The following is a 21,151-nucleotide window of genomic DNA, read 5'->3' on the forward strand; positions in this document are numbered from 1 at the left end:
AGCTGTCGGAGGAAGCGAGTCGGGAGAGCCGCTCCCAGTCGCCGCCGACGGCCCGCGCGTGCCGCACTCAGTCGCCGCCGGCGGCTCGCGCGTGCCGCCGCGCGTCCTCGGGCGACCGCCCCTCGCGGACGAGCGCCTCGACGAACAGCTCGCCCGCCTTGTACGACGACCGGACCATAGCGCCGGACGCGCAGTAGAGGAAGTCGAACTCCGCCTCCGCGACCCGCCGCCACGTCTCGAAGACGTCCGGGTGGACGTACTCGAACACGTCCAGATGCGAGCGCGAGGGCTGGAGGTACTGGCCGAAGGTGACCACGTCGACGCCGACCTCGCGGAGGTCCCCGAGCGTTCGGTACACCTCGTGGTCGTACTCCCCGACGCCGAGCATGAGGCTCGTCTTCGTGTAGATGTCGGACTCGCGGTCGACCCGGTCGAGGACCGCGAGCGACTGCTCGTAGTCCGCCCGCCGGTCCCGGACCGGCCACTGCAGCCGCTCGACCGTCTCGACGTTGTGCGCGATCACGTCCGGCTCCGCGTCGACGATCCGGTCGATCGCCTCGGGGTCGCCCTGAAAGTCCGGGATGAGCGTCTCCACGAGCACCTCCGGGTCGCGGCGCTTGATCTCGCGGATCGTCTCCGCGAAGTGCGCCGACCCGCCGTCCGCGAGGTCGTCGCGGTCGACGGAGGTCAAGACGACGTAGTCGAGACCGATCTCCGCGACCGCGTCCGCGACGTTCGCCGGCTCGTCGGGGTCGAGCGCCTCCATCCCGCCGGTCTCGACGTCACAGAAGTTACAGCCGCGCGAGCAGCGGTCGCCCATCAGCATGAACGTCGCCGTGCCGGGGCCGTCGTTCCCCGACCAGCACTCGCCCATGTTCGGGCAGTTCGCCTCCTCGCAGACCGTGTGGAGGTCGTGCTCGCGGAGGGTGGACTTGATCTCGGTGAAGCGACTCCCGGACGGCGGGCGCGACTTCAGCCAGTCCGGCTTCCGGCGGCCGCGTTGCATGGTCGACCCTTGGCGTCCGAGCGCAAAAGGGTGCGGGTCGGATCGTCTCCCGCTGCCGGGTTTTCGAGCGTCGTATCGGCTCACCTCGATCTGCGCCGTCAGCGGATCCTCCGGCCAGTAGGTGATTCAATTATTTGAGGTGGAAATAGATTTATTGCTCACCATCCGGTAGGTAGAGTATGAGCGAAGTCAGCCCCGCGGTTGAAGCGTGGAAAGAAAACGCGAGCGCATTCGACAGGGTTCAGTCAGTCGCCAGCACCCTTTCAGAACCGCAGACGGCGTCGTACATCGCGAACGAAGCGTACGTGGCTGAGAACACCGCACGGAAACACTTGGAGCGGCTCGTGGATCTGAACGTCCTGATAACGAGCGAGCGAGAGGGGACGACCCACTACTCCGCCGACCCACTCCACACCCGGCTACAGACGCTTCGGGAATTGCTGGAACAGAACGATCGCGACGACCTGATCGAATTGAAGTCGGATCTACAGTCGGAGATCCAAGGGTGGAGCGACGAGTACGGGGTCGACTCACCCTCCGAACTCCGTGCCTGTGCCGCGGAGACGGGGACTGCCGCGCAAACGAGAGCAGTCAAAACGACGGCGAGTGATTGGGAACTCGTCTCGTATCGCCTGTCTATCGTCGAGGACGCTATCGAGAACTACGCGGAGTACGACCGAGACTACCGAGCGTCGGCCTGACTATGAGCGGTAGTGGAGGATCATACGATCCGGCAGCGGCTTCCCATCGAGTCCTTCGCGGTATCCAGCAAGAACTCGAGCGGCATCCGGTGGTCACGGAGGTTCGAGGGTTCCCGGCAGGAGAGTTTACGCAAGTTGTCGCAGAGATAGCGGCCGGACGGTGGGAGATCGAGCGTGACGGGGGCACGCTCACGGTGCGGTGGTTTACCGGAGAGACGCCCGACGACCGCCCGGTGTTTTCGTTTCACTACAGCGACGAGCGGGTCGATTTCGGGTGGCACCACGAGCCGAACCCACACGTCGACGAGTGGGGGCACTTTCAGGAGCGGACGGGCGAGAAGGCGGAATATTCGTACGAGCCGTTCACGTTCCCTTCTAAAAGCCCAACGCGGCTCGTCTGGGAGATCATGACTTCCCTCTCCGAACGACTCGAGTCGGAGTGAACGTCTGGTAGGGGGTTCGCGCGGGACCGACTCAACCCGGGTGATACCGCTCGCAACCGGATCCGTCCTCCGCTACGCCCGGCCCAGCCCGGGCGACCTACGCCTCCGGGACGAAGACGTTCATCGACGGCGTCTGGATCCCCTGAAACTTGTTCTTCCAGTTGTACGCGATGTTCAATACGCGCCGCCGGTTCCCCGGCGGCCCGGTCACCACGCTCACGGAGGTGCCGTCCTCCGGGACCTCGACGCGCGTGTCCTCCCACTCGAAGCCGGCGAGCAGCTCAGCGGGGTTCTCATCGGTCACCGTCGCGCTGTTCCTGTTCACCTCGTACAGGCGGTAGGCGTCCGCCGCCAGCAGCCGCTTGATCTCGTCGAGGTCCTCGTCGAAGTGCTCCCGCAGCGCGTCGGCGGTGTGGTAGCCGCAGACGATCAGGTGCGCGAACGTCTCGACGTTGCGGGGGTTCTGCTCCGCGGCGCGGAGGTGATCGAAGTACGCCAGCTTCTCCTCGCGGTCGAGTTCGAGGATTTCGTTGATGATTCGGGCCGCCTCCCGCTGCGTCTCCGTCGCGTCCGGGTCCGCGAGAACCTCGTCCGCCCGCGACCCGGTGTTCTGTCCCCGCGACACGTCGACGACGTTCTTGAGGTGTTTCGCGCGGTCGTACACCGCCGACTTGTACGACCAGTCGCGGACGTCGTCCGGGTAGTCGTCGAACTGCCGGAGCAGCGCCTCGCGGTCCTCGGGGAACCCGATCTCCTCCCGGAACTCGCTCCACGCGGTCGCGTCCTCGAAGAGTCCGAACTGCGTCAGGGTGTCCTGCCCGAGGTTCGCCCGCGTGCCCCCGCTGGCGACGAACTTCGCTTCGAGGAACGTCTCCGCGCCGTCGACGTCGACGACGAGGTCGCCCAGCGAGTCGTAGGAGTTGCCGGCGTGGCACACCTCTGTCCGCTCCGGGAAGTCGGCCGCGATCCGCTCGGCCAAGGCCGCCGCGAGGTCGGGTCGGCCCTGCTCTTCGAGGTCGGGGTCGGGTTCCGCGCCGTTCGCGAGTTGCGCCGTCAGCTTCTCGGTGGCCTCGACCCAGCCGCGCTCGTGTTTGCCCATGTAGCCTGTCGGTCGGAGAGTGGGGAATAAAAAAGCGCCTACCCCGCGGAGATTCGATCGGTCACCGGCGCCGATTCAGGGCGAGTTGCTCGCGGCGTTGAGCGGCGCGTGCGAGTCCGCGTGGTAGGCGACGCGCCACAGCTTGAGAACGGCGCGGGTGACCAGTTCCTCGGGGGACCGCGTGATACAGGACGCCTCGACCGCGTCGGGATCCGAACTCGCGTCCGGCGGCGGGTGATAGTGTTCCTGCTCGGAGGCGCGGACGTAGTCGCCGCCGTGGAGATGGTTTCCCCACCGGAGGTCCACGCCCGTGGGGTCCGTGTAGTGGTACTTGTAATCGTCTCGCGTCGTCCACGTCACGTCGATGCGGGCCTCCTCGGCGTCGCGGAGGCCGTCCGCGAGTTCGACTTCGAGCACGGACGGATTGAGGTAGTCGTCGAGGCTGGCCGTCGCGAGCGGCTCCATCTCCTCGATAATGTCGCGGATCGCGAGCAGCGCCGGGCGGTCGGTCGCCCCCCTGAGGGCGTGGGCCTCGTCCCGTGGCTCCGGCATGCGTTATACGGGGACGCCGCCGTCGCCGGGGCTGCGGTCGTCGTCGACGAACCGCTCCGCGTTGCCGATCGAGAGGGCCGCGTTCGCGAACGCGAGGTTCCGCCGGAGCGTCTTCCACTCGCGGACCGTCTCCGGATCGGGGCCATCCGACGCGGACTCGGACGCCGCGAGCGCGTGGTTCGTTCGGTCGACGGTCAGTTCCTCAGGAGACTCGACGCCGTACTCCGACTGGAGCTCTGCGAGCCGCGTCCGCATCTCTCGGATCCGAGCGACGAGGTCGTCGGTGGAGACGCGTTCGAGGATCTCCGCGGCCTGCTCGACGACCAGCGACTCCGGCGAGCGCCGGTACAGCGTCCCGCCGTGGTCGCCGTTCGCCGTCTCGACGAACCCCTCCGTCGCGAGCGCGTTTAGGTGTTTGCGGGCGGTTTTCGGCGCGGTTCGCGCCTCCTCCGCGACCGTGTCGGCCGAGACGAGGTCGTACGCGTGCTCGATGACGCGCCGGACGCGTTCGTACGGCGTCGTTTCGGCCTCCCACTCGGCGCCGACCGCCTCGTTGATGTCCGCGAACTCCTCCGGTGGGCTTCCGTCGTTCATACGGCCACGAAGGCTGTGAGGGAATATAGTATTTTGGAGCGTACTAAATCACGATAGATTCGGTCGAGTCCCTCACAGAGACGAGATGTCGGCGCCGTGACCCGTCCATGCTCGAGTGAAGACGCGCGTGGTATTCCATCGAGACACTACCGGGAGCTCGTTCGTCCCCTTCGACCGGTGTCTCACTACGTAACGGAGGTGTAACTATCGGAGATAGTGAGCAAAGAAAGCCTAGGCCGAGATTTGAACTCGGGGTCTCGTCCTTACCAAGGACGCGCTTTACCGCTAAGCTACCCAGGCACGCAAACTGTCGTTGACCGGATTCGACTTTATGGGTTTCGATTCGCGGGCGCGGCGTCGGGGAATCGCCGAGGTCCCGAAACGTCTCTCCGCCGACTAACTGTCCGTCGCGCTGACGGCCCGGTCGGAGATGTCCGCGATGCGGTCGGCGGTCGCCTCCGGTAGCGCCCGGCCCGCGGGCGGGAACTCGCCGTCGCAGTCGGCGGCGAGGTCGCGGGCGTATTCGAGCAGCTCCTCGGGCGGGTCGCCGCCGACGGCGGTGGTGCCGGCGACGACCGCGAGTTCGAGGGCGTCCACCTCCAGGTTGCGGTCGAGCCCGGCCGCCGTCTCGGGGTCCGTGCCCTCGCGGTCGCGTAGGGTCTGGTCGCGGCCGAACGCGCGCACCACGTCGACCGCGGGGCGGGCGGCGTCGGTACAGGCAAGCAGCGAGAAGCCGCGGGAGACGAGCACGTCGGCGGCGAGGACGTCCATGTCCGCGTCGATGTCGGCGGCGGTCGGCGCGGTCACCCACGGCTCCTCGCGGGCGACCGTGCGGGTGAGCCGCAGCCCCTCGTAGATGAGCTGCACGCCCGCCGCGCGGTCGGCCACGTCCGCGAGGTCGACCTCCGACTCCAGCGCGCGAGCCGTGACCAGCGCCAGCACGCCGGGGGTCACCGCCGCGTCGCCGATCCGGGCGTCGAGGGCCTCGCGGAGCTGTTCGGGTTCCACGTCCGCGAGCGCCTCTCGCGCGGCGTCACGCGCTCGCGCGGCATCGTCCATTGCCATCCGGTAGACGAGCGAAGGGCAAAGACCTTTGGAAACGAACGGAATCCCGTACCGTGATCCGGACCCGAACCGACGGCGACGTGCGCGTCGTCACGCTGGACCGCCCCGAGGCGCGCAACGCGCTCCGCCCCGCGGACCTGACCGCCCTCCGAGAGGCGTTCGCGGAGCCGAAAGCCGACGAACGCCGGCCGGTGACGTTCCTTCGCGGCGCGGGCGACGCCTTCTGTGCCGGCGCCGACCTCGACGCGGTCGCCGCGCTCGACGACCCGGAGGCGTTCGCGCGGCGCGGCCAGCGCGTCGCCGCCGCGATAGCGGCGTCGCCGTCGGTCGTCGTCTGCGGAATCGACGGGTCGGCCCGCGGCGGCGGCGTCGAACTGGCGCTGGCGGCGGACGTCAGGGTCGCGACCCCGCGGGCGACGTTCGGGGAGCCGGGCGTCTCGCTCGGCCTGTTTGGCGCGTGGGGCGGGACCGTCAGGCTCCCGCGGATTATGGGCGAGGGCGACGCGCTCGACTTCGCGCTGTCGGGGCAGGTCCTCGACGCGGCGGCCGCGCTCCGGACCGGACTCGTGTCGCGCGTCGTCGACGACCCCCGCTCGGTGGCCGACGAGATTGCGGCGGGCGAGCCGGACGCGCTCGCGGCGATCAAACGCCGGATTCGGGACCGACGGGACGAGGGGACACAAGAGGACGCGGAGGCCGCGGCGTTTGCCGACCTTCACGACGCCCACGCGGCGGAGATCGCTCGACGGAGGGGAGAGTGAGGCGCCGCGTCGATGGAGACCGTCCCGATGTGACAGACTTAAGTGAGTCTCCGACCAACTGCCAGATGCGAAGCACGCACCGGTAGTGTAGTGGTATCACGCAACCTTGCCATGGTTGCAACCCGAGTTCAAATCTCGGCCGGTGCATTTTGCGAACGAAGTGAGCAAAGTCACCGAGAGAGATTTGAACGCTATCAGTCGCGCGCAGCGAACGGCGAGCGAAGCGAGCCGTGAGCGAGCACGTCTGATTCTGAGTTCAAATCTCGGCCGGTGCACTCCTTTCAGTCGTCTCCGCTGCGAACACAGCCAAAGCTCCAGCTGTTCGTTATAAATAACAAACCACCGCTCAACGGTGAACACCGCCAAAGCCCCAGCCGCGAGGACTCGCGAGGACTCGCGCGGCTCGCTGCGCTCCTCACCCGGTCGCTCACTCCGTTCGCTCTCTCGTTGCGGTGCTTGCGTCGCCGTGCTTCGTCCTCACGGCTGCCCCTTTGAGTCCCGCCCAACTCCGCACAGCACCTCACGCCTCCCCAGCCTCGTCGGCGGTCCTCCGCTTCGCTCCGGACCGCCGACTCCCTCGCGCGTGCTGTCGCCGGCGCGAAGCGCCGGCTTCCAGAGGGACCTTCGGTCCCTCGCGGCTCGGCCGCAAGGCGGCCTCACAGGCACGCGCCGCCGCCTCGCTCGTTTATAAATAGTATACACCGGATCCCATCGTCATTTAAATACCGTATCGGATTCTCTTCCGTCACTCGAAGTGCCCGCAGCGCGAGCGTCCGACGAGCGGACCCGACGGGGACGGACCCCGTCCGTTTAACAGCGCGTGCGTACTCTGTTGGCGTATATGGTCGAAATTCTTCTTTTGGTCGGGGTCGCGGTGGCGGCGTTCGTCGGATACAACATCGGCGGGGCGACGACGGGACCGGCGTTCGGGCCGGCGGTCGGCGCAGACGTGTTATCGAAGGCGGGCGCGGCGGCGCTGATGTCGGTGTTCTTCTTCGTCGGCGCGGGGACGCTGGGCCAGCGCGTGGTCACGACGCTGGGCGAGGACCTCGTCACGGGCGCGAGCGTGTTCACGCTGGAGACGAGCATCATCGTCCTCTTTTTCATCGGCGGCGCGCTGTTCATCGGCAACTTCGCCGGGGTCCCGGCGTCGACGTCGATGACGGCGGTCGGCTCCATCGCCGGGCTGGGGATCGCGACGAACACCCTCGACTGGGCGGTGATGGGCGAGATCGCGATCTGGTGGCTCGTCGCGCCGATCATCGGGTTCTGGGTGTCGGGCGTCGTCGGGCGCTACTTCTACTCCGCGATCGACCGCTGGGTGGCGATAGAGAGCACCGATGGCGCGCTGTTCGAGTTCGACCGGTCGAAGACCATTCCGCGACCGGTCCTCGGGCCGAACACGACGCGGCGCGAGCTGACGGGCGGGATCATCGTCATCGCCATCGGCTGTCTGATGGCGTTCTCCTCGGGCACTTCGAACATCGCGAACGCCATCGCGCCGCTCGTTGCGCTCGACGGCGTGGAGATGGAGCCGATGATCCTCCTCGGGAGCGCCGCGGTCGCGGTGGGCGCGTTCACCATCGCCCGCCGGACGCTCGACACGCTCGGCAACGACATCACCGACCTCCCGCTGACGGCCGCCATCGTCGTCGCCGTCGTCTCCTCCGGGATCGTCATCAGCCTCTCGGCGGTCGGCATCCCCGCCTCGTTCGTGATCATCGCGACGATGTCGATCGTCGGGCTGGGCTGGGGGCGCGCGACGCGCACGGTGACCGTGCGACAGGGGATCAAAGGCGAGAAGGAGCCGAAGGTTTCCGTCGGCGCGCTGACGGCCGACGAGATGCCGGAGATCGGTGAGGGCGGCGCGAGCGACATCCCCTCGGCCTCGGACCTGTTCAACCCGGGCACGAGCGCGCGCGTCGTGCTGATGCAGAACATCGTGCCGATCCTCTCGACGGTGGGCGCGCTGGTGACGTTCACCCTGCTTTTCACCTTCGTCTGGCAGGGTCAGCTCTGAGGGGGCCGGTCACCGGCCGAACCGGCGCTGCCGGTTCTGGTAGTCTAACACCGCGCGGAGGTACTCTCGCCTGCGGAAGTCCCGCCAGTTCACGTCGGTGAAGTACAGCTCCGCGTACACCGACTGCCAGATGGCGAAATCGGAGAGCCGCTCGGCGCCGGTCTTGATGACCAAGTCGGGCTCTTCAGGGAACAACAGCCGGTCCGCGACGTCGTCCTCGTCGATGGCGTCGGGAGGTAACTCGCCGTCCGCGACGTCGGTCGCCAGTTCGCGGACCGCGCCGGCGAACTCCGCTTTCCCACCGAGACCGACCAAGATCCGGACCGGCGCGTCCGCGTCGCTGTCCGGCGACCGGTCGGCGTCTGGGCCGTCTTGGCCGTCGGCGGTCCCTCCCGGTGACCCGTCGGCGTCCGGCCCGCGAACCACGGTCTCCGCGGGGGCGTCGAGGCGGCGCAGCTCTCGGACCAGCGTCGGGGCGACCGCCCGGTCGAGGACGGAGACGGAGACGGTGACGCGCTCCGCGCCGTACTCGAACGCCCAGCCGACCGACGACGACAGCGTGTCGAACGCGCCGTCGGCGAGAAGGTCGCGCTCCGTGAGGACCAAGGCGACGTGCGCCGGCGGCTCGGCGTCGTGGAGGCGGTGGCGCGTCGCGAGGTACGCGTCGTAGAGACCCACGTGGGAGGGATCCGGTCGAGCGTATAAAGGACTTCCCGCCGACGAGGGATTTAATTCGCCACCGCACCTACTGGTGTCGATGGCAGACAGCTACCGCGGGGTGTTCGGCGCGATCCCCTACGCGTTCCGCGCGACCGAGTCGAGGACGATGCGCGCGTACGCCGCGCTCGGCGCGCTGACGGCCGGGTTCGTCGCGCTCGTCGTCACGCTCGGACTGGTCGTCTGGATGGGCGAGACCGTCTCGGCGCAGGGGGGGACGTTCCTCTTCTCGCGGTCGCTGTTCGTGGTCGCCGGGCTCGGCGCGGTCGGACCGCTGCTCGCACCGATCCTGTTCGTCGCCCGCCGCCACCGCCGCGGCGATCGAGTCGCGGCCACGTACGACCGGTGGATGGGCGTCGCCGGCTTCCTGTTCCTCGTCTCGCTGTACCTCGGGCTGGTCATCTCGGCGCCCGAAGGGCTCCGCGACCCGAGCGGCTCAGTGATTATCAACGCGCTGTACGCGCTCCCCCAGCCGGCGGGGTTCGTCCCGCCCGTCGCGGCCGCGCTCGCGGTCTTCGCGACGCACTTCCGGCTTCGGGGGGGAGGCGACGACGAGGCGGCGGCCGGCGGCGGGGCGACGTAGGCGCGAATCACCGTCCGCGGCTCGAAAGCCGGAAGTCGCCCGAGCGACTACCCGAGCGCAATGACCGACGAGAAGGAGAGTACGTTCCTCGTCACGCACGTCGAGAGCGACTCGGCCGTCCTGAAAGACGTCCACGACGGACAGGTCCACACGCTGAGCTCGAACCCCGGACTCGACGTCGACGACGCCGTCGAGGCGACCGTCGCCCCCGACCCGCCGATGGAGGTCACCTACCAGGTGATCGAGGTCGAGGAGCGTCGCCCGCTGTCGATCGAGGAGAGCCCGGAGCCGCCGACCGTCCACGAGCGCGAACTCGCCGCGGAGACGCCGACCGGAGAGCTCGCACGGGAAGAGCGCGCGGGCGTGGGCGAAATCCACGTGCTGACGCCGCCGGAGTCGGAGACGGACGCGGCGGTGGCCGACGTGATCGACGACCGCGAGGGGACGCTCTCGCGAGCGGCCCGGTTCGGCGTGAACCGCGTCGAGGTCCGGTCGGAGCCGGGGGTCGTCGCGGTTCGATACCTCCCGTAGCGCGGGCGGACGGGGCGCCCGTCCCGCCGCCGGGTCGCCAGATAAGAAGGCTTATTCGCGCACGCGGGGGAAGCGGTGTTTATGGTAGCGATCGAGGTGCCGAAAGTCAACTACACCGACTACTCGAACCGGCAGCTTGCGGCGGTGCCGCTCGCGTTTCTGGTCCTCGCGCTGGCGATCATCGGCGGGTGGTTCGTCGCCACGGGTGCGCCGGCGAACCTCGGGCTGGAATTCACCGGCGGCGTCGAGCTACGAATCGCGGACGACGGGGGCGACGTCGAACAGCAGATCCAGACGGCCTTCGACCGGGAGCCGGACTCGGTCCGGACGATCCCCGGCGACAGCGTCGTCGTCGTCACGTTCCAGGCCGCCGAGGACGACCCCGAAGGGCTCGCGAACGACCTCCAGGAGCAGGCGGACGCGGCGGGGTTGACCACGACCGCGGTCGACCAGGTGTCGCCCAGCTTCGCGAGCGACACCGCGCGGACCGCCCTCTTCGGCGTGGCGCTCGCGTTCCTCGGGATGAGCGTGCTCGTGTTCGCGCTGTTCCGCACGTTCGTCCCCTCGATCGCGGTCGTCGCGTCCGCGTTCTCCGACCTGGTGATCCCGGTCGCGGCGATGAACCTCCTCGGCATCCAGATGACGCTGGGGACTATCGCGGCGCTGCTGATGATCATCGGGTACAGCGTCGACTCGGACATCCTGTTGAACGACTCCGTGCTGCGCCGCACCGGCGAGTTCTACGAGTCGGTCAGCCGCGCGATGCGGACCGGGGTGACGATGACGCTCACCTCCATCGCGGCGATGGTCGTGATGGCGGTCGTCGCCTCCGTGTTCGGGGTCGGACTCCTCCGTGACATCGGGATCATCCTCTCGGTCGGGCTGTGCGCCGACCTGATGAACACGTACCTGATGAACGTCTCGCTGCTTCGCTGGTACAAGTTCGAGGGGGTGGCGCGGTAATGCTCGAACCGATCAAGGAGAACTGGCGGATCCTGCTGCTCGTCGTCGTCGTGATCGGGGCGTCCGTGGCGCTGTTCGCGCCCGGATTCGGTCCGGACCCGGCGCCCGGCGAGAACGCGAGCGAGGCCCGGGAAGGGATCACGAACCTCCAGTACGGCCTCGACCTAGCCGGCGGGACGCGCGTCCGCGCGCCGCTCTCGGGGTACACCGCGACCGACGTCGCGTTCGACGGCGACGCGCCGGGGACCGTCGCGGAGGCGGTCGCGGCCGAACTCGACAACGCCTCGACGCGAGACGTCGGCGCCGTTCCCGAGGAGAGCGCGGTGGAGGTGACGGAGCCCTCGGTGACGGAGTCGCAGTTCCGGGCGGCGATGGACGCCGCCGGCTACGAGTACGGCGACGTCCGGTCGGGCGTCACGCAGGAGACGCGCGACGAGACGATGAACGTCATCCAAGGCAAGATCAACGAGGCGGGCCTCTCGGGCGGGAGCGTCCAGCAGGTCCAGTCGCTCACCGGCGAGTACTTTATCCTCGTGGAGGTGCCCGGCGAGGGGCGACAGAACGTTATCGACCTCCTCGAAGAGCGCGGGACGGTCCGGATCGACATCGCGTACGCCGACGGGAACGGGACGGCCGTTCAGGAGGGCGCGCTGATTCAGGGCGACTTCGACGAGATCGGGACCGCGGCGCAAAGCGACCGAGGCCCGGGGGCGTACGTGCCCGTCACCGTTCGCAACAGCGACGACGACGGCCAGTCGCCGGCACACGGGTTCCAAGACGCCGTGGTTCAGCGCGGCTTCCCCGACGCGTACGAGACGCAGGCGGACCAGTGCGGGTACAACTCCGAGACCGGCGAGATAGAGGAGGTGAACGGGGATCGGAACCCGTGTCTCCTGCTCGTCGTCGACGGCGAGGTCATCAACTCCTTCGGGATGGACTCCGGCCTCGCGGGCGACATGGGTGACGGCTCGTGGGCGGAGACCGGGCGGTTCCGGCTCACGACCGGGGAGTTCGCAGAGGCGCAGCAGATCTCGCTGAACCTCCGCGCCGGCGCGCTCCCGGCCGACCTCGACATCAGCGGCGAGGGGACCTCCTCGTCCATCTCGGCCTCGCAGGGGGAGAACTTCCGGACGTACTCGCTCGTCATCGGCGTGCTCTCGGTGTTCGCCGTCGCCGGCATGGTGTTCCTCCGCTACCGCGAGCCGCGGGTCGCCCTGCCGATGATCGTCACGGCGCTGGCCGAGGTGTACGCCCTGCTCGGCTTCGCGGCGCTGCTCGGCTACCCGCTCGAACTCGCGGTGATCGCGGGCTTCATCGCGGTGGTCGGGACCGGCGTCGACGACCTCGTCATCATCGCGGACCAGGTGATGAGCGAGGGCGACGTGAACTCCCGGACGGTGTTCGACTCGCGGTTCCGGCAGGCGTTCTGGGTCATCGGCGCGGCCGCGGCCACGACGATTATCGCGATGTCGCCGCTGATGGTGCTGTCGCTCGGGGACCTCTCCGGGTTCGCCATCTTCACCGTCCTCGGCGTGCTGATCGGCGTGTTGATCACCCGGCCCGCGTACGGCGACATCCTGCGCCGCCTGCTGACGGTCAAGTAAGCCGGGTCCGGGTCGTCGGTCGACTCCCCCGGTGTACCCCACGATCGGTCAGTTCTCTCGCTTCTGCCGCTGTCTTTTTGATTATCTTCGTCTCGGTAGAGCCTTGGGTTGGGTTCATCAAGAGCAGGCGATCTATCCGACAAACTATTAATTTAGACCGGTCAAAAGCGGGCATGCCGACCGACGCCGTCGAAGATTATCTCAAGGCGATCTATCGGATCGAGTCCCGCGCGGGACCCCCGGTCTCCACCTCGCAGATCGCGGAGGCGCTCGACAAGACCCCCGCGACGGTGACGAGCATGGTGGAGACGCTCTCCGACCGGGGGCTGCTCTCCCGCGAGAAGTACACGGGCGTCGAACTCACGCCGGCCGGCGAGGTGGCCGCGCTGGAGGTCGTGCGCCGACACCGGCTTATCGAGGCGTTCCTCGCGGAGCAGTTGGACTACGAGGCGACCGAGGTCCACGACGAGGCCGACGCGCTCGAACACCACGTCAGCGAGGAGTTCACCCGGCGGGTCGAACGGGTCCTCGACTACCCCGCCGCCGACCCGCACGGCGACCCGATCCCCCCGGCGGACCTGTCGACGCCGGAGGACGCGGGAACGACGCTCGTCGCCGCGATGAAGCCCGGCGAGCGCGGCGCGGTCGCCCGCGTCAGCGACCGCGACCCGGACGTGCTGGAGTTCCTCGTCGACGCCGGGATCACCCCGGGGACGACCGTCGAGGTGGTCGACGTCACCTCCTTCGGGCTGGTCACGGTCCGGACGAGCGACGGCGACGAACACGGGCTGCCGGAGGCGGTCGCGGACCGCGTGTACGTCCGCCGCGCGGCGGAGTCGAGCGCCGCGAGCGACGGGCAGGAGGCGGGTGACGCATGACCGGCTACGCCGAGATCGTCGTCGTCGCGTTCGCCGCCCAGCTCGCGGTGTTACCGGGCGAGAAGGTCCAGTTGATGATCGCCGGACTGGCGACGAAGTACGACCCGAAGGTCGTCGTCGCCGCCGCCGGCTCCGCGTTCGCCGGCTGGACCGCCGTCGAGATCGCGTTCGGGCAGGCGCTCCAGTCCGCGCTGCCCCCGCTCGTGCTCAACGCCGTGACCGCGGTGCTGTTCTTCGTCTTCGCGGTCCTCCTGTACCGGTCCGCGCCGGCCCGCGGGACGAGCGCCGAGGCGGAGCGCACGGACGGCGGGCTGGCCGCGTTCGACGACCTCTCGCTCCCGGGGCGACTCGACCGGTACTCGGGGTCGCTCGGCGGGTTCCTGCCCATCTTCGCGCTCACCGCGACCGGCGAGTTCGGGGACAAGACCCAGCTCGTCACCATCGGGCTGGCGGTCCAGTACGGCGCGACGTCCGCCATCTGGGTCGGAGAGATGTTCGCGATCATTCCCGTGAGCCTCGCGAACGCCTACTTCTTCCACAAGTTCGCCGGCCGGGTCGACATGCGGCTCGCGCACCTCGGCTCCGCGCTGCTCTTCGCCTTCTTCGGCGCGGACACCGTGCTGTCGATCGCGACCGGCTTCTCGGTGTGGGAGACGTTCGTCGGCGCGGTCAGCGGTCTCGTCGGCGGGCTGTTCTGAGCCGTCCCCGGCGAGCTCGCTTCGCTCCCGTCTCAGAACTCGTCTAACGCCGACTGCTCGGCGGCCGCGAGCGCGTCCTCGCAGGTGCTCCAGGACTCGCGCGCGCAGTCGGGAAGCTCGCCGGTGTCGTCGACGTACGCGGCGAGAAACGAGCGCGTCGCGGGGTCGCTCGGGTAGCCGCTCCCGAGGTCGTCGTAGTCGGGATAGGCGGCGTCGATCTCGGCCATCGCGGCGTCGCGGACCGCCTTCGCGACGACGCTCGCGGCACCGACGGCGGGGTCATCGGCGTCCGCGCCGTGGGCGGCCGTCACGTCGACCGACGGGAGCGGTTCGTCCACCTCCGGAGTCCCGTCCTCGCCGTCGCTCTCGACGAACTCGCGGAGGCGCCGCGCGAACCGCTCCTCGCTGGTGTCGCCCGCGTCCGCGACGACTCGGACGGGGTCGTCGGCCTCAGGAGGGAGGTCCGCGAGCGCCGCCCGGACCGCCCGCGCCTGCCCGCGGACGGTGAGCGTGTTCATGTCGGTGTCCGGTCGGTCGATCTCGGCGGGCTCGACGCGGGCGATCCCGACGGCGACCGAGGGGTCACTCCTGAGGGCCGCGGCCATCTCCACGCGCCGCGCCGGCGCGACCCGCTTCGAGTCGTCAACGTCGGCCGGGAGGCTCGCCGGATCAGCGGCCACCGCCGCCGCGACCATCGGTCCGAGCGCGGGCCCCTTGCCGGCTTCGTCGACGCCGAGGTACACGCGTCGGTAGTGGGGAAGCGAGGGGAAATACCTTCAGAAAGGCTCCGACGGAGCCGTCGGGCGACGGCGTCGCGTCGGCGTCAGTCGAGCAGGACCGCGTTGACCTGCCCGGTCTGGCCGGGACGGGAGGTGACGCGGGCGCGGCCGGCGGACGTCTCGATGATGGCGCCCTTGGTGACGATGTTCCGGCGGACGTAGTTGACGTTCGCGGGGTTGTCGACGACGTTCTCGATCTCCGCCTCGCTCACGTCGCCGTCGGCGGCGACCTGCGCGACGTTCGTCGAGAGCGCGCGGACCTTCTGGTCCGTGCCGCGGGCGTCGATGTACTGGAGCCGGGTCTCGCCCACCGTCGTCTCGGCGGGCTCGCGGCCGAGCTGGTGGCGCTTCTTGTTCGAGGCGTGCTTGAGTCGGCCGCCGGTCCGCTTGCGTGTGGAGCGTCCCTGGTCTTTCATACGGTTACGAACAGCCAGCGAATACTTGAACCGTTCGACTCGTCCCGGGAACGGCGGCGGGAGCGGGACCAGCGCCGCGAGCCGGTTCAGGCGAACGCGCGCTCGAACGCGCGGACCCCCTCATCGGTGCCGGCGACGACGAGTTCGTCGCCGCGCTCGATCCGCGTCCCCGGCCCCACGTCGGTGACGAGCTCGTCGTCGCGCTCGATCGCGATGACGGTACAGCCGGTGGTCTCGCGCACGGCCGCCTCCCCGATCGTCCGGCCGATCAGGGCCGGCGTCTCGCTCCTGACGACTTCGACGTGCGTGTCGAGCGAGAGCACGTCTCGGTCCGTCAGCACGGCCGACGCGGACATCCGGCCCGTCACCGTCGAGAGGGAGAGGACGTAGTCGGCACCGGCCCGGTGCATCTTCGGCACGCTCTCGGGGTCCGCGACCCGCGCGAGCAGTTCGACGTTCGGCGCCAGGTCCCGCGCGACGAGCGTCGCGAACTCGGCGGTGGTGTCGTCGGGGAGCGCGAGGACGACGGTCCGCGCGTCCGCGACGCCGGCCTCCCGCAGCGTCTCCGGGTCCGTCGCGTCGCCGACCACGTCGATCGCCTCGCCACCGTCGCGGTCGACGACCGTCACCGGGAGCCCGGCTTCCCTGAGCGCGTTCACGATGGTCTTTCCGACCTGTCCGTGGCCGATGACGACCGTCTCGCCCGCGCCGAACCGCCGTGCCGCCGAGTTGGTCAGGTCGACGAGCCGCTCCACCTGCCCCTCGGTCCCCGAGACGAGGAGGACCGTCCCCGCAGACAGCGTCGCGTCCGGCGGCGGGGCCGCCTCGAACGCCCCGTTGAACCACGCTCCGATCACGTCCACGCCGGTGCGCTCGCCGATCCCGCTCCCGGCGAGCGTCGACCCGGCGAGGCCGCTGCCGTGGTGGATCGACACCTCCGCGATCCGTAGCGAGTCCCCGATGGCGACCGCCTCGTCGAGGTCGGTGCGGACCGCGGTCGTCACCTTCGAGGCGAGGCTCTCCCCGAGCAGCGACCGGGGAGAGAGTACCTCGTCCGCGCCGGCGAGGCGGTGGTAGCGCTCGCGGGACGGGTCCTCGACGACGCTTATCGCGCGGACGTCCGTCGAGAGCTCCTTCGCGGCGAGCACGATGCTCGCGTCCACCCGGTCTGAAACGTCGGTGACGAGCGCCCGGGCCGCGCCGAGGCGGGCGCTCTCGAGCCCGGCGGTCGTCTGCGGGTCGGCCTGAACGACCGTGTGACCCGCCTCGTACAGCGCCAGCGCCCGGTCCGGGTCTGGTTCGACGACCACGTACGGGACCGCCTCCGAGTCGAACTCGTTTAACAGCGCGTCGGAGCGCGTGGTGTCGGAGGCGACCACGACGTGTCCCTCCGCGTCGCCCTCCAGCGAGCGGGGGACGGTCGTCGAGAACGCGGACTCGAGGAGCGGGGTCGCGACGACGGGGAGCGCGCCGAAGAGCAGCGCCATCCCGACGAGGTCCATCACGGCGATGTACGCGTTCATCTCCTGACTCTCCCACGGCGCATCGCCGCCGAACCCGGTGGTGGAGAACATCTCGACCGCGAACCGGAGCGACTCGATCAGGGTGCGCGGGTCGTTCTCGTACACGCGCATCCCCCACTGATACGTGACAGCGGTGAACGCTATCATCCCTCCGAGAAAGGCGGCGTACAACACGACCCGCCGCTTCCACGTGTCCATCGAGCCGCGATACGCCGTGGCGGTACAAAAACGGGCGGACTCGCGCGGTTCGACTGCCGCGTCCTCGGTCCGTTCCCCGCCGTCCCGTCGCCCGCCTGGCGGCCGGTCGGACCGACCCCGAGTCAGGCGAAATTCGATGCTTTAAGTTTCGGGGGCCGAACCGTCGCGTATGGTGCGGGACCCGTCGCGAGACCCGGAGCCGCCGTCGGTCGACGAGGTGCTCGACGCGCTGGCCGACGACGCGGCCCGTCGGATCGTCGCGGCGCTCACCGAGCCGAAGACCGCGAGCGAGCTCTCCGAGGAGTGCGACATACCCCTGTCGACGACCTACCGGAAGCTGGAGAAGCTCACCGACGCCTCCCTGCTGTCGGAGTCGACCGACATCCGGCGGGACGGGCAGCACACGACGCGGTACTCGGTGTCGTTCGACGCCGTCACCGTCTCCGTCGACGACGGGGGCGAGGACGGCGCGGACCGGCGGGAGTTCGGCGTGGAGTTCTCCCGTCCGGAGCGGACCCGAGACGAGCGACTGGCCGACCTGTGGTCGGAGCTACGAGAGGAAACATGAACCCGTACATCGACCTGTCTATCATCGTCGCAAAGACCGCCATCCTGGTACTCGGTGGCAGCATTACCTACTACGCGCTCCGCGCGTACGACCGGACCGGCGACCGGTCGCTCCGGGAGTTGGGGGTCGGCTTCGGCATCGTCACCGTCGGGGCGCTCTTGGGCGGCGTCTCTCACCAGATCATCGGCGCCGACCTCGCGGTCGGCATCGCCGTCGACGGCCTCCTCACGGCGGTCGGCTTCGGCGTCATCGTCTACTCGCTGTACCTGGAGTGACCCTCGCGGGCCGCGGTCGACGCCCCTCGCGGGCGTCGGTCGGTCCGGTCGGGTCTCGACGCGCGACGAACGGTACCCTTTTGCGGCGCTCGGCCGTCGATTCACGCCATGAACGACGCACGCGAGGAGCTCTCCCGCCGGATCGCCGGCGAGATAACGCTGAGCGACGACCCGGGCGCGACCCTCCGGAAGTGGCGCACCGACTTCGACGTCTCGCAGACGGAGCTGGCCGACCAGCTCGGCGTCTCCTCATCGGTCATCTCCGACTACGAGAGCGGCCGCCGCGAGAGCCCGGGGATCGGCGTCGTCCGCCGCACCGTCGAGGGGCTCCTCGACATCGACGAGCGCCGCGGCGGCGGCCGGCTCCGCCAGCACGCGCGGGTGCTCTCGGCCGGGTTCGAGAGCGATATCGTCCACGACCTCCGCGAGTACTCGACCGCGGTCCCCCTAGAGGAGCTCTACGAGGCGATGGGCGCGACGGAGGTCGTCCGCGGCGACCACGACCATGTCAACGGCCACACCGTCATCGACTCGATCCAGGCGATCACCCGGCTCTCCAGCGAGGAGTTCTACCGGCTGTACGGCCAGTCGACGAACCGCGCGCTCGTGTTCACGCGGGTGACCCGCGGCGAGTCGCCGCTCGTCGCGCTGCGGGTCGTGAGCCCGACGCCGAACGCGGTCGTGCTCCACGGCATCGAGGACGGCGACCTGTGGGACCACGCCGCCGACCTCGCCCGCGTCGACGGCGTGTCGCTGGCGACGTCGAACCGCGACCTCGACGAGTGCCTCGCGGACCTCCAGGCGCTGTGAGGTCGGCGGCGGCGCGCTGACCCCCGCGCCGGAACCGCGCCGCCGACCGAACCGCGGACCTGAAACCCCGGGCGCCCGTCGGACCGCCCATGAGCGAGGATTACGCCGAGCGCCTCCGCGCGAACCGCCGGGAGAAAGACGAGTTCTTCGCCGAGCACCAGCAGTCGCCAATTCCGCCGGAGCAGCGCGACGAGTTCGACGGGCTGGACTACTTCCCGCCGAACCCCGACTACCGCGTCGAGGCGACCGTGGCCGTCCACGACGACCCCGACCCCGTCGAGATGGAGACGACCGCGAGCAACCCGGTGCGGTACCTCCGGATCGTCACCTTCGCGTTCGAGATAGGCGGCGAGGAGCACACGCTCGCGGGGTACAGACAGGCGGGCGACGACGGCGCGGTCTTCGTCCCCTTCCGCGACAAGACGACGGGCCAGCAGACGTATCACAACGGCCGATACATGGAGCTGGCGCCGGAGCGGGACCTCTCCGACGGCGACGAGGTCACGGTCGATTTCAACCTCGCGTACAGCCCCTTCTGCGCGTACAGCGAGACGTTCTCCTGCCCGCTACCGCCCGAGGAGAACTGGCTGGAGATCGCGATTCCGGCCGGCGAGCGGACGCCTGATCTCGACTGATCGGAGGTCGGGACCGTCGGTAGCGGCGGCTGGGTCGGAGTACGGGACCGTCGGTAGCGGCGGCTGCGGGGCTGAACGGTCGAAAAAACAAAAATTCTGACTCCGGAACGTCCCGGGAAGCAGTCCGCCGGCCGGCTTACTCGAGCGTCTCGCTCGTGACGAGCGTGTCGTCTTCGAGGTAGTGCTCGAGGTGGTGGCCGTGCTCCTCGACGTCTTCGAGGATATCGCGGAGCTGCTCTTCGGTGTTGTAGTCGCCGAGGTTGTTGGCGAGCTGGATGTGCTCGCGGAGCTGCTCGGTGATGTCACCGAACATCTTGAGGTCGTGCTCCAGCGACGTCCGGATGTCGTAGGCGTCGGCGTCCTCGGGGGTCACCGGGGCGTGCTCCTCGTAGTTCGCGCCGCCCGAGAGCGGCACGCCGCCGAGCGCCTGCGCGCGCTCCGCGAGCACGTCGGCGCCTCCTTCGAGGTCGCCCGCGACCTCGCCGAGGTACTCGTGGATGCCGAGGAACTCGGCGCCCTCGACGAGCCAGTGGTGTTTCTTGATCTGGTGGTAGAGGACGTACGTCGCCGCGAGGTCGCTGTTGAGCGCGTCGACGAGCTGTTCGGCCTTCTCCTCGGGGACGCGGAGCGCTTCGCTCTCGTGAACGTCGCCGTACTGCTGACGGGCCTGCTTCTGGGTGCTCATTTCAGTTACACATACGCGCGCGACCTACTTAATAGTTCCTACTGAGAAAACTACTTTTTCGAAATTGAAAAGATTATTTTTGGTCTTCGCCCACGGCGCCCACGAGGTCGCGCTGTGCGGACAGCGTCTCGCGATCGAGCGTCGCGGTCAGCGTCGCCGGTTCCCGGCCGAGTTCCGCGGCGACCGCTCCGTCGGGGCGGGCGACGAGGGAGCTGCCGGCGTACGTCGCCGCCTCCGTGGGTCGTGCGCCGCCCGCGGTCCCGGTGCGTCCGGCGCCGACGACCCACCTGACGCCGTCGAGCGCGCGGGCGCGACACAGCAGCCGCCAGTTCGCGGCGTGGTCGGCGGGCCACGCGCCGACGACGACGAGGGCGTCGACCGCGCGCTCCGCGAACCACGCGCTCTCCGCGACGAAGTTGAGGTCGTAGCAAGTCAACAGCCCGGTCGACCCCGCGGGCGTCTGAACGACGACGCGGTCGTCGCCCGGGTCAAGCCACGCCGCCTCCTCGCCCCACAGGTGTCGTTTGCGGTAGACCGAGAACTCCCCGACCCCGTCGCTCGCCCCTGCGCCCGAGTCCTCGCCGGCGGACCGCCCCGGCGCCGGGACGTACGCGGTCGCGTTGTACGCGCTCTCGGCGTCGCGCCCGACGTAGCCCGCGATCACGGCCGCGTCCGCCGCCTCAGCGACGGATTCGAGCCGCTCCCGCGCGGCGCCCCGCGAGAGCGCGACCTCCCGGAGCCGCTCGTCGGCCGCGAACCCCGTGAGCGCGTACTCGGGGAAGACGGCGAGGTCGACGGCGGGACCTAGGTCGGCGGCCCGGTCCCGGAGCCGGTCGAGGTTCGCGTCGGCGCGGAGGTCGTCGACGGCGACCTGCGGGACGGCGACGGTCGGATCGGCGGGGTCTCGGCGGGTCGCGTCGGCGGGTCGGTCGCTCACGCCGTCGCGTTCGGCGCGGGCGAGCAAAACGTCCGGGCTTCGGGGGTGAGGCCGCGGGCTCGATCCCGCCCCCCAGCCGCGGCCGCAAGGACGATACGGACGGGGCGCCG

At 69.4% G+C, this 21,151-nt stretch carries 25 protein-coding genes and 2 tRNA genes; 15 read left to right on the forward strand and 12 right to left on the reverse strand.

All coding sequences use genetic code 11. The features are described from left to right. Window positions 1-67: 67 nt before the first annotated feature. The gene (gene lipA, locus KI388_RS10040) at window positions 68-1,006 is read right to left on the reverse strand and encodes a lipoyl synthase (RefSeq protein ID WP_215086502.1); all 939 of its coding nucleotides are present in this window, start codon (window positions 1,004-1,006) and stop codon (window positions 68-70) included. A gap of 179 nt (window positions 1,007-1,185) precedes the next feature. On the opposite strand from lipA, the gene KI388_RS10045 reads away from it, so the two are divergent. After that, the gene (locus KI388_RS10045) at window positions 1,186-1,707 is read left to right on the forward strand and encodes an ArsR family transcriptional regulator (protein ID WP_215086503.1); all 522 of its coding nucleotides are present in this window, start codon (window positions 1,186-1,188) and stop codon (window positions 1,705-1,707) included. A gap of 2 nt (window positions 1,708-1,709) precedes the next feature. Next, complete coding sequence (locus tag KI388_RS10050) at window positions 1,710-2,150, forward strand: hypothetical protein (RefSeq protein WP_215086504.1); 441 nt, start codon at window positions 1,710-1,712, stop codon at window positions 2,148-2,150. A gap of 97 nt (window positions 2,151-2,247) precedes the next feature. On the opposite strand, the gene KI388_RS10055 is transcribed toward KI388_RS10050, so the two are convergent. From KI388_RS10055 to KI388_RS10075, 5 genes are all read right to left on the reverse strand, one after another. Then, a complete protein-coding gene (locus KI388_RS10055; protein ID WP_215086505.1) occupies window positions 2,248-3,249 on the reverse strand; it encodes a hypothetical protein in 1,002 nt (333 codons plus the stop codon). 75 nt (window positions 3,250-3,324) lie between these two features. Further along, entirely contained in the window at window positions 3,325-3,801 is a 477-nt protein-coding gene (locus KI388_RS10060) for a hypothetical protein (RefSeq protein WP_215086506.1), read from the reverse strand. 3 nt (window positions 3,802-3,804) lie between these two features. After that, window positions 3,805-4,395, reverse strand: a complete 591-nt coding sequence (locus KI388_RS10065) for an Rrf2 family transcriptional regulator (protein WP_215086507.1) — start codon at window positions 4,393-4,395, stop codon at window positions 3,805-3,807. Window positions 4,396-4,623: 228 nt separating this feature from the next. Further along, window positions 4,624-4,695 (reverse strand) — tRNA-Thr (locus KI388_RS10070). Window positions 4,696-4,791: 96 nt separating this feature from the next. Next, complete coding sequence (locus KI388_RS10075; RefSeq protein WP_215086508.1) at window positions 4,792-5,454, reverse strand: hypothetical protein; 663 nt, start codon at window positions 5,452-5,454, stop codon at window positions 4,792-4,794. Window positions 5,455-5,513: 59 nt separating this feature from the next. Between KI388_RS10075 and KI388_RS10080 the strand changes: the two genes are divergently transcribed. From KI388_RS10080 to KI388_RS10090, 3 genes are all read left to right on the forward strand, one after another. Further along, window positions 5,514-6,221 (forward strand): enoyl-CoA hydratase/isomerase family protein, encoded by a 708-nt coding sequence (locus KI388_RS10080; RefSeq protein WP_215086509.1) that lies wholly within the window; start codon window positions 5,514-5,516, stop codon window positions 6,219-6,221. Between the two features lie 76 nt (window positions 6,222-6,297). Further along, a tRNA-Gly gene (locus tag KI388_RS10085) sits at window positions 6,298-6,368 on the forward strand. Window positions 6,369-7,062: 694 nt separating this feature from the next. Beyond that, complete coding sequence (locus KI388_RS10090; RefSeq protein ID WP_215086510.1) at window positions 7,063-8,241, forward strand: inorganic phosphate transporter; 1,179 nt, start codon at window positions 7,063-7,065, stop codon at window positions 8,239-8,241. A gap of 9 nt (window positions 8,242-8,250) precedes the next feature. Here KI388_RS10090 and KI388_RS10095 read toward each other — a convergent pair whose 3' ends face one another. Continuing rightward, window positions 8,251-8,919 carry an undecaprenyl diphosphate synthase family protein gene (locus tag KI388_RS10095; protein WP_215086511.1) on the reverse strand — a complete coding sequence of 223 codons (669 nt, stop codon included), beginning with the start codon at window positions 8,917-8,919 and terminating at the stop codon, window positions 8,251-8,253. A 79-nt stretch (window positions 8,920-8,998) separates the two neighbouring features. Between KI388_RS10095 and KI388_RS10100 the strand changes: the two genes are divergently transcribed. The 6 genes from KI388_RS10100 to KI388_RS10125 all read left to right on the forward strand — a co-directional run bounded on the left by KI388_RS10100 (window position 8,999) and on the right by KI388_RS10125 (window position 14,215). Next, window positions 8,999-9,541 (forward strand): hypothetical protein, encoded by a 543-nt coding sequence (locus KI388_RS10100; RefSeq protein ID WP_215086512.1) that lies wholly within the window; start codon window positions 8,999-9,001, stop codon window positions 9,539-9,541. A 60-nt stretch (window positions 9,542-9,601) separates the two neighbouring features. After that, window positions 9,602-10,072 carry a DUF5812 family protein gene (locus KI388_RS10105; protein WP_215086513.1) on the forward strand — a complete coding sequence of 157 codons (471 nt, stop codon included), beginning with the start codon at window positions 9,602-9,604 and terminating at the stop codon, window positions 10,070-10,072. Window positions 10,073-10,153: 81 nt separating this feature from the next. Continuing rightward, the gene (gene secF / locus KI388_RS10110) at window positions 10,154-11,035 is read left to right on the forward strand and encodes a protein translocase subunit SecF (RefSeq protein ID WP_215086514.1); all 882 of its coding nucleotides are present in this window, start codon (window positions 10,154-10,156) and stop codon (window positions 11,033-11,035) included. Further along, entirely contained in the window at window positions 11,035-12,639 is a 1,605-nt protein-coding gene (locus KI388_RS10115; RefSeq protein ID WP_215086515.1) for a preprotein translocase subunit SecD, read from the forward strand. Before secF ends, KI388_RS10115 begins: the two co-directional genes overlap by 1 nt. Window positions 12,640-12,812: 173 nt before the next feature. After that, window positions 12,813-13,517 carry a metal-dependent transcriptional regulator gene (locus KI388_RS10120; RefSeq protein ID WP_215086516.1) on the forward strand — a complete coding sequence of 235 codons (705 nt, stop codon included), beginning with the start codon at window positions 12,813-12,815 and terminating at the stop codon, window positions 13,515-13,517. Further along, the gene (locus tag KI388_RS10125; protein ID WP_215086517.1) at window positions 13,514-14,215 is read left to right on the forward strand and encodes a TMEM165/GDT1 family protein; all 702 of its coding nucleotides are present in this window, start codon (window positions 13,514-13,516) and stop codon (window positions 14,213-14,215) included. Before KI388_RS10120 ends, KI388_RS10125 begins: the two co-directional genes overlap by 4 nt. Before the next feature lie 32 nt (window positions 14,216-14,247). On the opposite strand, the gene rnhB is transcribed toward KI388_RS10125, so the two are convergent. The 3 genes from rnhB to KI388_RS10140 all read right to left on the reverse strand — a co-directional run bounded on the left by rnhB (window position 14,248) and on the right by KI388_RS10140 (window position 17,131). Further along, on the reverse strand, window positions 14,248-14,958 hold the full coding sequence (gene rnhB, locus KI388_RS10130) for a ribonuclease HII (protein WP_215086518.1): 711 nt from the start codon (window positions 14,956-14,958) through the stop codon (window positions 14,248-14,250). Between the two features lie 80 nt (window positions 14,959-15,038). Then, on the reverse strand, window positions 15,039-15,410 hold the full coding sequence (locus tag KI388_RS10135; protein WP_215086519.1) for a 30S ribosomal protein S8e: 372 nt from the start codon (window positions 15,408-15,410) through the stop codon (window positions 15,039-15,041). Between the two features lie 86 nt (window positions 15,411-15,496). After that, on the reverse strand, window positions 15,497-17,131 hold the full coding sequence (locus KI388_RS10140) for an NAD-binding protein (RefSeq protein ID WP_215086520.1): 1,635 nt from the start codon (window positions 17,129-17,131) through the stop codon (window positions 15,497-15,499). A gap of 169 nt (window positions 17,132-17,300) precedes the next feature. On the opposite strand from KI388_RS10140, the gene KI388_RS10145 reads away from it, so the two are divergent. The 4 genes from KI388_RS10145 (at window position 17,301) to KI388_RS10160 (ending at window position 19,419) form a co-directional block, all read left to right on the forward strand. Beyond that, window positions 17,301-17,699, forward strand: coding sequence for a helix-turn-helix domain-containing protein (locus KI388_RS10145; protein WP_215086521.1), 399 nt, complete (start codon window positions 17,301-17,303; stop codon window positions 17,697-17,699). Then, on the forward strand, window positions 17,696-17,974 hold the full coding sequence (locus tag KI388_RS10150) for a hypothetical protein (protein ID WP_215086522.1): 279 nt from the start codon (window positions 17,696-17,698) through the stop codon (window positions 17,972-17,974). The genes KI388_RS10145 and KI388_RS10150 overlap by 4 nt, the downstream gene beginning before the upstream one ends. A gap of 108 nt (window positions 17,975-18,082) precedes the next feature. Beyond that, a complete protein-coding gene (locus tag KI388_RS10155) occupies window positions 18,083-18,784 on the forward strand; it encodes a helix-turn-helix domain-containing protein (protein ID WP_215086523.1) in 702 nt (233 codons plus the stop codon). Window positions 18,785-18,873: 89 nt separating this feature from the next. Continuing rightward, complete coding sequence (locus tag KI388_RS10160; RefSeq protein WP_215086524.1) at window positions 18,874-19,419, forward strand: DUF1684 domain-containing protein; 546 nt, start codon at window positions 18,874-18,876, stop codon at window positions 19,417-19,419. A gap of 136 nt (window positions 19,420-19,555) precedes the next feature. On the opposite strand, the gene dpsA is transcribed toward KI388_RS10160, so the two are convergent. After that, the gene (dpsA, locus tag KI388_RS10165; protein ID WP_215086525.1) at window positions 19,556-20,104 is read right to left on the reverse strand and encodes a DNA starvation/stationary phase protection protein DpsA; all 549 of its coding nucleotides are present in this window, start codon (window positions 20,102-20,104) and stop codon (window positions 19,556-19,558) included. Between the two features lie 73 nt (window positions 20,105-20,177). Beyond that, window positions 20,178-21,041, reverse strand: a complete 864-nt coding sequence (locus KI388_RS10170) for a carbon-nitrogen hydrolase family protein (protein WP_215086526.1) — start codon at window positions 21,039-21,041, stop codon at window positions 20,178-20,180. Window positions 21,042-21,151 lie beyond the last annotated feature (110 nt).

The sequence above is a fragment of the Halorubrum sp. 2020YC2 genome (genome assembly GCF_018623055.1).
GTDB lineage: Archaea > Halobacteriota > Halobacteria > Halobacteriales > Haloferacaceae > Halorubrum.

Excerpts from the sequence above, each read along its gene's own strand:
- KI388_RS10105 (WP_215086513.1), top strand. The coding sequence starts at position 9,602 with ATGACCGACGAGAAGGAGAGTACGTTCCTCGTCACGCACGTCGAGAGC.
- KI388_RS10120 (WP_215086516.1), top strand. The coding sequence starts at position 12,813 with ATGCCGACCGACGCCGTCGAAGATTATCTCAAGGCGATCTATCGGATC.
- KI388_RS10150 (WP_215086522.1), top strand. The coding sequence starts at position 17,696 with ATGAACCCGTACATCGACCTGTCTATCATCGTCGCAAAGACCGCCATC.
- KI388_RS10155 (WP_215086523.1), top strand. The coding sequence starts at position 18,083 with ATGAACGACGCACGCGAGGAGCTCTCCCGCCGGATCGCCGGCGAGATA.
- KI388_RS10090 (WP_215086510.1), top strand. The coding sequence starts at position 7,063 with ATGGTCGAAATTCTTCTTTTGGTCGGGGTCGCGGTGGCGGCGTTCGTC.
- KI388_RS10145 (WP_215086521.1), top strand. The coding sequence starts at position 17,301 with ATGGTGCGGGACCCGTCGCGAGACCCGGAGCCGCCGTCGGTCGACGAG.
- KI388_RS10055 (WP_215086505.1), bottom strand. The coding sequence starts at position 3,249 with ATGGGCAAACACGAGCGCGGCTGGGTCGAGGCCACCGAGAAGCTGACG.
- KI388_RS10050 (WP_215086504.1), top strand. The coding sequence starts at position 1,710 with ATGAGCGGTAGTGGAGGATCATACGATCCGGCAGCGGCTTCCCATCGA.
- KI388_RS10060 (WP_215086506.1), bottom strand. The coding sequence starts at position 3,801 with ATGCCGGAGCCACGGGACGAGGCCCACGCCCTCAGGGGGGCGACCGAC.
- secF (WP_215086514.1), top strand. The coding sequence starts at position 10,154 with ATGGTAGCGATCGAGGTGCCGAAAGTCAACTACACCGACTACTCGAAC.
- KI388_RS10075 (WP_215086508.1), bottom strand. The coding sequence starts at position 5,454 with ATGGACGATGCCGCGCGAGCGCGTGACGCCGCGCGAGAGGCGCTCGCG.
- KI388_RS10160 (WP_215086524.1), top strand. The coding sequence starts at position 18,874 with ATGAGCGAGGATTACGCCGAGCGCCTCCGCGCGAACCGCCGGGAGAAA.
- KI388_RS10140 (WP_215086520.1), bottom strand. The coding sequence starts at position 17,131 with ATGGACACGTGGAAGCGGCGGGTCGTGTTGTACGCCGCCTTTCTCGGA.
- KI388_RS10045 (WP_215086503.1), top strand. The coding sequence starts at position 1,186 with ATGAGCGAAGTCAGCCCCGCGGTTGAAGCGTGGAAAGAAAACGCGAGC.
- KI388_RS10065 (WP_215086507.1), bottom strand. The coding sequence starts at position 4,395 with ATGAACGACGGAAGCCCACCGGAGGAGTTCGCGGACATCAACGAGGCG.
- KI388_RS10100 (WP_215086512.1), top strand. The coding sequence starts at position 8,999 with ATGGCAGACAGCTACCGCGGGGTGTTCGGCGCGATCCCCTACGCGTTC.
- dpsA (WP_215086525.1), bottom strand. The coding sequence starts at position 20,104 with ATGAGCACCCAGAAGCAGGCCCGTCAGCAGTACGGCGACGTTCACGAG.
- KI388_RS10135 (WP_215086519.1), bottom strand. The coding sequence starts at position 15,410 with ATGAAAGACCAGGGACGCTCCACACGCAAGCGGACCGGCGGCCGACTC.
- KI388_RS10125 (WP_215086517.1), top strand. The coding sequence starts at position 13,514 with ATGACCGGCTACGCCGAGATCGTCGTCGTCGCGTTCGCCGCCCAGCTC.
- KI388_RS10115 (WP_215086515.1), top strand. The coding sequence starts at position 11,035 with ATGCTCGAACCGATCAAGGAGAACTGGCGGATCCTGCTGCTCGTCGTC.
- lipA (WP_215086502.1), bottom strand. The coding sequence starts at position 1,006 with ATGCAACGCGGCCGCCGGAAGCCGGACTGGCTGAAGTCGCGCCCGCCG.